Source organism: Stenotrophomonas maltophilia group sp. RNC7, from assembly GCF_030910085.1.
Taxonomy (GTDB): Bacteria; Pseudomonadota; Gammaproteobacteria; order Xanthomonadales; family Xanthomonadaceae; genus Stenotrophomonas; species Stenotrophomonas sepilia.
In genome coordinates this window covers 110908-118989 of sequence record NZ_JAVFVN010000889.1, presented here as the reverse complement: position 1 = coordinate 118989, position 8082 = coordinate 110908, and the positions used below count along the sequence as shown (strand labels likewise).

Below are 8082 nucleotides of genomic sequence, written 5' to 3'. Positions count from 1 at the left end.
TAGCTGGCGAAATAGCGGTCGATCGGCCGCGCAAGCTCGGTGGATGTCTGCATGCTGCGTCGCTTCCTCGGACAACGGTAGTGGCGGGGGCGGGGCGGGCCCCCACCAACCAACCCCCCGCGCGCCGGGTGGGGGCCCCCGCCCGCGGGCCCGGGCCTCAGCGTGTTGGGGCCGCCCGGGGGCGGCCACCCCCGCCACCGGGGCTGGGCGGGGTTGGCCGCCCCCGCGCCCGCCACTACCGTTGTCCGAGGAAGCGACGCAGCATGCAGACATCCACCGAGCTTGCGCGGCCGATCGACCGCTATTTCGCCAGCTACTCCGACGACCACCGCAACGTGATCAACCAGCGCATCCACGTGGTGGCGGTGCCGGCGATCCTGTGGTCGGTGGTGGCCCTGCTGTGGTGCCTGCCGCCGCTGATCACCTGGTTCCAGTACGGCATCTGGTCGGCGTTCGCGATGTTCAGCGCCTGGTGCTTCTACAACAAGCTGTCGCGCCCGCTGGGCATCGGCATGCTCGTCCAGTTCTTCGTATTCGGCTGCCTGTGCCGCCTGCTGGAGGCCGAGATCGGCCTGCAGGCGCTGCGCTGGCTGGCGGTGGGCGTGTTCGTGGTGGCCTGGATCGCGCAGTTCATCGGCCACACGTTCGAGGGTCGCAAGCCCAGCTTCCTGACCGACCTGACCTACCTGCTGATCGGCCCGGCCTGGGTGATGGCCAAGTTCTATCGCAAGCTCGACTGGCGCTACTGATCGCCGGCGGTCGACAGCGGCCGTCGTTTCCTGAACGGGCGAATTCCATCACCCACACTCCACGGCGGCCCTGCCAGCCTGCGCCGGTGACTCGCTCCCCGCCTTCCGTCCATTGACGGCAGCCCCTGTGCGACAGGGCCTGCGGTCTCCCTGCGTGAGCGTAGGGTGTCCCCCGAGGGCAACCGGAAGGGACCGCAGGAACGTGATGTTGCGGCGCGGAAAAAATGAATCAGCGAACGTTACATGCAATTGATCGCTGTTTGATGGGTTTCGGCGACATTTCGCAGCCTGTTATTCTCCCTGACCTGCTCGTGAATCATGGATTCCCTGCATGCTCTCCAGCCTGCCCCTGCTGCTGGCCCTGCCGTTCCTGATGGCAGCGGCTGTTGCGGCCTTCCCCCGTAGTTCGCGCTCGACTGCTGCCTGGCTGGCGGCGCTGGCGCCGTTGGGCGGGCTGGCCATCCTCGGCTGGCTGACCCCGGCGGTGCTCGATGGCCAGGTGGTCCGCACCCTGGTCCCCTGGCTTCCACAGATCGGCCTGGACTTCACCCTGCGCCTGGACGGGCTGGCCTGGATGTTCGCCGGGCTGGTGCTGGGCATCGGCGCCCTGGTGGTGCTGTATGCGCGCTACTACCTCAGCCAGCAGGACAACGCGCACCGCTTCTACTGCTACCTGCTGCTGTTCATGGGCGCGATGCTGGGGATGGTGCTGTCGGGCAACCTGCTGTTGCTGATGATCTTCTGGGAAATGACCAGCATCAGCTCGTTCCTGCTGATCGGCTTCTGGTCGCACCGCCAGGACGCACGCGAAGGCGCGCGCATGGCGCTGGTGATCACCGGCGGCGGCGGCCTGGCCCTGCTCGGTGGCGTGCTGCTGATCGGCCGCATCGTCGGCAGCTTCGACCTGGATGTGGTGCTGGCCGCCGGCGAGCAGATCCGCGCCAGCACGCTGTACCCGTACGCCCTGTTCCTGGTGCTGGCCGGCATCTTCACCAAGAGCGCGCAGTTCCCGTTCCACTTCTGGCTGCCGCACGCGATGGCAGCGCCGACCCCGGTCTCGGCCTACCTGCACTCGGCCACCATGGTGAAGGCCGGCGTGTTCCTGCTGGCGCGGCTGCATCCGGCGCTGGCCGGCAGCGACCTGTTCTTCTATACGGTCAGCGGCATCGGCGCGCTGACCCTGCTGATCGGTGCCTGGAACGCGATCTTCCAGCACGACCTGAAAGGCCTGCTGGCGTACTCGACCATTTCCCACCTGGGCCTGATCACCCTGCTGTTCGGCCTGTCCACGCCGATGGCGGTGGTCGCCGGCGTGTTCCACATCCTCAACCACGCCACCTTCAAGGCTTCGCTGTTCATGGCCGCCGGCATCATCGACCACGAAACCGGCACCCGCGACATGCGCAAGCTGGGGGGGCTGCGCAGGCTGATGCCGTTCACCAGTGCGCTGGCGATCATCGCCTCGCTGGCGATGGCCGGCATCCCGCTGCTCAACGGCTTCCTGTCCAAGGAAATGCTGTTCGCCGAGGCACTGACCGCCGGTGGCGGCCCGGGCGCGATGCGCACGGCGGTGTCGATCGCTGCGTTGCTGGCAGGCGTGTTCGGCGTGGCGTACAGCCTGCGCTTCGTGCACGACACCTTCTTCGGCACTGGCCCGCACGACCTGGACCGCGTGCCCCACGAGCCGCCGCGCTGGATGAAGGTGCCGGTGGAGCTGCTGGTGGTGATCTGTGTGGCGGTGGGCGTGGCACCCGCACTGACCGTCGCGCCGGTGCTGCACGCCGCTGCCGCCTCGATCCTCGGCACCGCCATGCCCGAATACAGCCTGGCGGTGTGGCACGGCTTCAACCTGCCGCTGGCGATGAGCGCGATCGGCGTGGTCGGTGGCGTGGCGCTGTACTTCGGCCTGCGCAGGCTGATCAACCTGCATGCCGTGACCAATGTCAGCACGGGCCGCAACGTGTTCCACGCCCAGCTGGACGCCGTGTCCGCGCTGGCCATGCGCCTGACCAGCGGCATCGCCAATGGCAGCCTGCAGCGCATGCTGCTGGGCCTGGTGCTGGTGGCGATCGTGGTTGCCGCTGCGCCGTTCGTGGCCAACCCTGCCTCGCCGAACTGGACCGCGCCGCAGCCGATTCCGCTGCTGGGCTGGGCCCTGTGGCTGGTGATGATGGCCTGCGCGGTCGCCACCCTGCGCATCTACAAGCAGCGCCTGCTGGCGGTGCTGCTGGTCGGCGGCGTCGGCCTGATGGTGGCGCTGACCTTCGTGTTCCTGTCCGCGCCCGACCTGGCCCTCACCCAGCTGCTGGTGGAGATGGTGACGCTGGTGCTGATGCTGCTGGGCATGAACTACCTGCCTGCGCAGTCCGGCCCGGAGCGGCCGCGCTGGCGCAAGCGCCGCGACGCGGTGATCGCGATCATCGCCGGTGCCGGGCTTGGCGCGCTGGCCTATTCGGCGATGACCCTGCCGCCGAACACCATGGCTGGCGAGCTGCTCGCCCGCGCGTTGCCCGAGGCCTACGGCCAGAACGTGGTCAACGTGATCCTGGTCGACTTCCGCGGCTTCGATACCTTCGGCGAGATCACCGTGTTCGGCATCGCCGCGCTGGTGGTGCATGCGCTGCTGCGGCGTACGCGGATGGCGCCGGAGCAGATCATGCCCGGCCCGCCGATCAAGCTGCCGGTGCCGGCCGACCTGGCGCAGATCATGCTCCCGCTGACCCTGACCGTGTCGATCTTCCTGTTCCTGCGCGGGCACAACGCACCGGGTGGCGGCTTCATCGCCGGCCTGGTATTGGCAGTGCCGCTGCTGATCCAGTACGTGATCCAGGGCACTGCATCGGTGGAGTCGCGCTTCGGCTTCGACTATATCCGCTGCATCGGCATGGGCCTGCTGATCGCCCTGCTCAGCGGCAGCGCGTCGATGCTGTTCGGCGTGCCGTTCCTGACCAGCGGTCATCTCGACCTGCACCTGCCGCTGATCGGCGACGTGCCGCTGGCCAGCGCGATCGGTTTTGACATCGGCGTCTATCTGGTGGTGTTCGGCGGCGCCATGCTGATGCTGTCGATGATGGGCACGATCAAGCCGTCGCGTACCCGCACTGCCCGCAAGGGTGAGATCGACCTGCAACGCCGCTCGGCACGCACCGGGGAGATGCACTGATGGAACTGGCCCTGGCTACCGCGATCGGCGTGCTGACCGCCATCGGCATCTACCTGCTGCTGCGTGCGCGCAGCTTCGATGTGATCCTCGGCATGACCTTCCTGTCCTACGCCACCAACCTGCTGATCTTTGCCGGTGGCCGCGTGGTGCTGGGCAAGGCGCCGGTGCTGCAGGAAGGCGTGGACAGCCACCTGGGCAACTACACCGACCCGCTGCCACAGGCGCTGGTGCTGACCGCGATCGTGATCGCCTTCGCGATGACAGCCGTGAGCATCGTGCTGGCCATGCGCAGCCGCAGCGACAACCACAGCGACCACGTGGACGCCCACGAACCGGATGACGACCTGCAGGATGAGCGCGTGCCGCCGCGCCAGGACGAGGACCGCGCATGAATCATCTGGTGATCCTGCCGATCCTGATTCCGCTGCTGGGTGCTGCACTGTCGCTGTTCGTCGAACACCGCCGCTATGGCCCCCGGGTGCAGCGCGCGGTGGCCTGGACCGCGCTGTCGGCGCTGGCGCTGGCGGTCGGGCTGCTGTTTGCCACCACGGCCAGTGGTGAAATCAACGTCTACCTGCTGGGCGACTGGCCGTCGCGGCTGGGCATCGCGCTGGTGGCCGACCGGCTGTCGGCGTGGATGCTGCTGACCACCCTGCTGCTGGCCATTCCCTGCCTGCTGCACGCCTGCTCGGGCTGGGACCGCCGCGCGCCGCACTTCCATGCGCTGTTCCAGTTCCAGCTGGTCGGCCTCAACGGCGCGTTCCTGACCGGCGACATCTTCAACCTGTTCGTGTTCTTCGAGGTGATGCTGATCGCCTCCTACGGCCTGCTGCTCAGTGGCGGCCGCGGCCTGCGCATGCGCATCGGCCTGCACTACGTGGTGTTCAACGTCACCGCCTCGACCCTGTTCCTGGTCGCGCTGGGCCTGCTGTATGCCTCGCTGGGCTCATTGAACATGGCCGAGCTGTCGCAGCGCATCGCCGAGGTACCGCCGGCACAGCTGACCCTGGTGAAGGCGACCATGGGCCTGTTGCTGCTGGTGTTCTGCGCCAAGGCCGCGCTGATGCCGCTGTACCTGTGGCTGCCGGAAGCCTATTCGCGCGCACCGGCGGCGGTGGCGGCGCTGTTCGCGATCATGACCAAGGTCGGCCTGTACTCGGTGCTGCGCATCCAGATGCTGTGGTTCGGCGACGATGCCGGCGCGATGGCCGGCTATGGCCGCGACTGGCTGCTGTGGGCCGGCGTCGCGACGCTGGTGCTGGGCGGCCTCGGCGCGCTGGCCGCGACCCGCCTGCGCGTACTGATCTCCTACCTGGTGATCGTGTCGGCGGCCACGCTGTTCATCGCCTTCTCGGTGGGCACGCCCCAGGTGCTCTCGGCTGGCCTGTACTACCTGCCACACAGCAGCTTCGTCGCTGCCGCGCTGTTCCTGGTCGCCGATCTGATCCGCCGCCGTCGCGGTAGCGCCAGCGACCGCAAGGAAGTGGTCGCGCCGATGCCGGGCAAGGAAACGCCCGCCGTGTTGTTCCTGATCGGCGCGGTGTCGGTGGCCGGCCTGCCGCCGCTGTCCGGCTTCCTGGCCAAGGCTGCGCTGCTGGCCGGCATGCCGGCGCAGTACACCGGCCCGGTCTGGACCGCCGTTCTGGTCAGCAGCCTGCTGGTGATCATGGGCCTGACCCGGGGGGGCATCCGCCTGTTCTGGCGCGTGCCGCCGGTTGATCCGGAAGCGCCGGTACCACGCAAGGCGCGGCTGCGCCGGGTCGAGCTGTACGCGGCCTGCATCCTGCTGGCCTACGGCATCGGCATGACCCTGGCCGCAGCACCGCTGATGCGCTACACCGACGCCACCGCCGCGCAGCTGCTGCACCCCAGCGAGTATGTGCAGCAGCTGCGTGCGACTGCACCGGAGATCCGCCAGCCATGACCGCCCAGCGCTCCCTGTTCCGTCGCCTGATTCCGTCGCCGATGCTCAGCATCATGGTGGTGGCATTCTGGCTGCTGATGTCCGACAGCTTCACCCTCGGCCAGATCGTGCTGGGGCTGGTGCTGGGCGTGGTGGTGCCGCTGTTCGCCGCGCGCCTGGATCGCGAGTTCGCCCGCATCGGCACCCTGCGCCCGTTGCCGAAACTGCTGTGCGTGACCCTGTGGGACATCCTGATGTCCAACATCCGCGTTGCCCTGCAGGTGCTGGGCCCGGAGAAGAACATCCACCCGGGTTTCATCTGGTTGCCGCTGGACATCGCCAACATCCACGGCATCGCCGCGCTGACCAGCATGATCACGCTGACCCCGGGCACGGTCTCGGCCGCGCTCAGCGACGACCGCAAGTTCCTGCTGGTGCACGTGCTGCACCTGGAGGACCCACAGGACCTGATCGATACGATCAAGCGCCGCTACGAGGCGCCGTTGATGGAGATCTTCCCATGACCGGTTTTGAAGTCATCCAGACCACCCTGGTGGTGTGCATGCACGTGGTCGGCCTGGCGATGCTGCTGGCCACCTGGCGCCTGCTGCGCGGGCCGACCGTGCCCGACCGCATCCTCGCGCTGGACACGCTGTCGGTGACCGCGATCGCCGAGCTGATGCTGTTCGGCATGTACCTCAACTCGCCGATCTACTTCGAGGCCGCGCTGATCATCGCCATGCTCGGCTTCGGCAGCACCGTGGTGCTGAGCAAGTTCGTGCTGCGCCGGGACATCGTCGAATGATCACCGCGATCCAGATCGGCCTGTCGATCCTGCTGCTGTTCGGCTGCTTCTTCATCCTGGTCGGCGCACTGGGCCTGGTGAAGCTGTCCACCTTCTTCAAGCGCCTGCACGCACCGACCAAGGCCAGCACGCTGGGCGTGGGCTGCGTGCTGGTGTGCTCGGTGTGCTACCACATCTTCCTCGGCCAGGACCCGCAGCCACGCGAGCTGCTGATCACCGTGTTCCTGTTCATCACCGCACCGATCAGCGCGCACATGATGGCCAAGGCGGCGTTGTCGCTGCTGATGGAAACCCGCCCCAGCCTGCCGGGCAACGAGCCGGCCGCCGAGGAGCAGCTGCCGCCGCCGGAACCGGTGCGGGAAGAAGAAACCACGCAGAACCGGTAGTGCCGGCCGCTGGCCGGCAATGTGACGCCCGGTAGGTGCCGACCGCTGGTCGGCACGAACAGCGGCCGAGCATGGGCTCGGCTCTACAGCGCCGGTGCGCCGACCAGCAGCAGCTCCAGCACGAACCAGCCTACGAACGCGACCAGCAGGATCCCGCCTTCGCCACGACTGATCTTCAGGTCGCCGCGCAGCATCGGGTACAGCACCAGCGCGAACGCCAACAGCGCCGGCAGTTCCAGGCGCACGAACGAGGCCGGCAACGCCAACGGCTGCAACACCGCCATCGCGCCGATCACCAGCAGCAGGTTGACCACGCTGGAACCCAGTACGTGGCCGAGCACCATGTCGCCATGCCCGCGACGCGAGGCGGCAATGGCAGTGGCCACCTCGGGCAGTGCGGTGCCGATCGCCACCGGCAACAGGCCGACCAGCAACGGCGTCCAGCCCAGTGCGGCACCGAAGTCGGCCGCAGCACCCACCACCAGGCGCGCGCCCCAGTACAGGGTCAGTGCGGCGATCAGCACGCGCAGCACGTTCAACGGAAGGCTGGTGCGGCTCAGCGCGGATTCGGCGATGGCTGCCTGCACCTCGGCGCTCTCGACGCGGCCGCGGCGCAGCAGCAGCACCTGCATGACGATGAAGCCCGCCACCAGCACGCCGCCTTCCCAGCGCACCAGGTGACCATCCAGGCCGAACAGGATCAGCAGCACGGCGGCCGCCAGCAGCGACCACCACAGCACCGCCTGCAGGCGCGCGCGCAGCAACAGGGGCGCGGCGATGGCGGCCACGGCCAGGGTCAGGCCCAGATTGACGATGCTGCTGCCGACCGCATTGCCCAGCGCCAGCTCTGGCTGGCCCACCGCCAGCGCGCGTGCGTTGACCGCCAGTTCCGGCAACGAGGTGGCCACCCCGAGCAGCAGCAATCCGGCGGTGAACGGGCTGGCCCCGAAACGCTGGGCCAGGCCGGACACGGCCTTGACGATGGAGTCCCCGCCCAGGGCCAGCAGCAGCAGGCCAAGCAGGAACCAGGCAATGGCAATGGCGATCATCGAGCACTCCCCCAGCAGTGGTGGCGC

Annotated in this window: 8 protein-coding genes; 7 read left to right on the top strand and 1 reads right to left on the bottom strand. The window is 68.2% G+C overall.

Annotated features, from left to right (window positions below):
- Positions 1-263: 263 nt before the first annotated feature.
- From RCF13_RS23335 to RCF13_RS23305, 7 genes are all read left to right on the top strand, one after another.
- Entirely contained in the window at positions 264-749 is a 486-nt protein-coding gene (locus tag RCF13_RS23335; protein ID WP_061478206.1) for an Mpo1-like protein, read from the top strand.
- Positions 750-1080: 331 nt separating this feature from the next.
- Positions 1081-3912, top strand: a complete 2832-nt coding sequence (locus RCF13_RS23330; protein ID WP_308141567.1) for a monovalent cation/H+ antiporter subunit A — start codon at positions 1081-1083, stop codon at positions 3910-3912.
- On the top strand, positions 3912-4304 hold the full coding sequence (locus tag RCF13_RS23325) for a Na+/H+ antiporter subunit C (protein ID WP_010482669.1): 393 nt from the start codon (positions 3912-3914) through the stop codon (positions 4302-4304). The genes RCF13_RS23330 and RCF13_RS23325 overlap by 1 nt, the downstream gene beginning before the upstream one ends.
- Positions 4301-5836 carry a monovalent cation/H+ antiporter subunit D gene (locus tag RCF13_RS23320; protein ID WP_134968156.1) on the top strand — a complete coding sequence of 512 codons (1536 nt, stop codon included), beginning with the start codon at positions 4301-4303 and terminating at the stop codon, positions 5834-5836. The genes RCF13_RS23325 and RCF13_RS23320 overlap by 4 nt, the downstream gene beginning before the upstream one ends.
- Positions 5833-6339 carry a Na+/H+ antiporter subunit E gene (locus RCF13_RS23315; protein ID WP_061480225.1) on the top strand — a complete coding sequence of 169 codons (507 nt, stop codon included), beginning with the start codon at positions 5833-5835 and terminating at the stop codon, positions 6337-6339. Before RCF13_RS23320 ends, RCF13_RS23315 begins: the two co-directional genes overlap by 4 nt.
- Entirely contained in the window at positions 6336-6620 is a 285-nt protein-coding gene (locus RCF13_RS23310) for a K+/H+ antiporter subunit F (protein WP_005411334.1), read from the top strand. The genes RCF13_RS23315 and RCF13_RS23310 overlap by 4 nt, the downstream gene beginning before the upstream one ends.
- A complete protein-coding gene (locus RCF13_RS23305) occupies positions 6617-7006 on the top strand; it encodes a Na+/H+ antiporter subunit G (RefSeq protein ID WP_049401677.1) in 390 nt (129 codons plus the stop codon). Before RCF13_RS23310 ends, RCF13_RS23305 begins: the two co-directional genes overlap by 4 nt.
- Positions 7007-7089: 83 nt before the next feature.
- Here the strand turns inward: RCF13_RS23305 and RCF13_RS23300 are convergent, their stop codons facing one another.
- A complete protein-coding gene (locus RCF13_RS23300; protein ID WP_061480227.1) occupies positions 7090-8055 on the bottom strand; it encodes a sodium:calcium antiporter in 966 nt (321 codons plus the stop codon).
- Positions 8056-8082: the final 27 nt, after the last annotated feature.

Coding starts and splice junctions, on each gene's coding strand:
- RCF13_RS23335 (WP_061478206.1), top strand. CDS start 264: ATGCAGACATCCACCGAGCTTGCGCGGCCGATCGACCGCTATTTCGCC.
- RCF13_RS23330 (WP_308141567.1), top strand. CDS start 1,081: ATGCTCTCCAGCCTGCCCCTGCTGCTGGCCCTGCCGTTCCTGATGGCA.
- RCF13_RS23325 (WP_010482669.1), top strand. CDS start 3,912: ATGGAACTGGCCCTGGCTACCGCGATCGGCGTGCTGACCGCCATCGGC.
- RCF13_RS23320 (WP_134968156.1), top strand. CDS start 4,301: ATGAATCATCTGGTGATCCTGCCGATCCTGATTCCGCTGCTGGGTGCT.
- RCF13_RS23315 (WP_061480225.1), top strand. CDS start 5,833: ATGACCGCCCAGCGCTCCCTGTTCCGTCGCCTGATTCCGTCGCCGATG.
- RCF13_RS23310 (WP_005411334.1), top strand. CDS start 6,336: ATGACCGGTTTTGAAGTCATCCAGACCACCCTGGTGGTGTGCATGCAC.
- RCF13_RS23305 (WP_049401677.1), top strand. CDS start 6,617: ATGATCACCGCGATCCAGATCGGCCTGTCGATCCTGCTGCTGTTCGGC.
- RCF13_RS23300 (WP_061480227.1), bottom strand. CDS start 8,055: ATGATCGCCATTGCCATTGCCTGGTTCCTGCTTGGCCTGCTGCTGCTG.